At 72.2% G+C, this 711-nt stretch carries 1 protein-coding gene; it reads right to left on the bottom strand.

The window, feature by feature from the left end; all coding sequences use genetic code 11:
* Positions 1-197 precede the first annotated feature (197 nt).
* The gene (locus ACY5KJ_RS00720) at positions 198-671 is read right to left on the bottom strand and encodes a cupin domain-containing protein (RefSeq protein ID WP_462202498.1); all 474 of its coding nucleotides are present in this window, start codon (positions 669-671) and stop codon (positions 198-200) included.
* Positions 672-711 lie beyond the last annotated feature (40 nt).

Genomic DNA, 711 nt, shown 5'->3' with positions numbered 1-711 from the left:
GGTCGCCGCCGGTCGGCTGGACGCCGTGCGCCGAGCGGTCGAGCTGTGTCCGTCGAAGGCGCTGCGCCTGCTGGACGGAGGAGCGTGTCTTGGTAACGGGCGTGTGACCGGATGATCATGAGTGGTGGGGTTGGTCGTGGTGGCCTGGTCTGCCGCGTCCCCACCCTGCCGGTCTCGCCCCGTCCCGCCGTAGCCGGTCAGTAGGTGTGCCAGTCGCGCCGGGTGGGTCCGGTGGACCCGGTGGCCACCGGCCCGACCCAGCGCAGGTTGGGGAGGTTGACGACGATCGCCTCCTGGGTGGTCCGGGCGATCACGACGACGGCCTCCTCGTCGGGATCGGGGTTCTCCTCGCGATGAGGCACCCACGGCGGCACGTAGATGTAGTCGCCGGGGCTGGTGTCGAGCCGGGTCTCCTCGCCGTCCTCGAGGAAAACGACGCTCGGATGGCCTCGCACCACATAGATGCCCGTCTCGGACCGGCCGTGGTGATGGTTCGCCGAGCTCGTCGCCGCGGCGACGTGGGTCTGGCCCATCCACAGGTCGACGGAGCCGACCGTGCTGCCGGACAGCGCCTCGACCCGGCGCATGCCGGCGGTCTGCGCGGTGTCGCGGGACAGCCCGGCGGGCGTCACGCGGTGCAGCCGCTGGTGGAAGCCATCCGTGGGCGGCATGGATCCCGGGGGCGTGGATCCCGGGGGTGTGGATCCCGGG

The sequence above is a fragment of the Frankia sp. CcWB3 genome, from assembly GCF_977927595.1.
The sequence above is the reverse complement of the archived record's forward strand: the minus strand, read 5'-3'. Positions and strand labels throughout refer to the sequence as shown.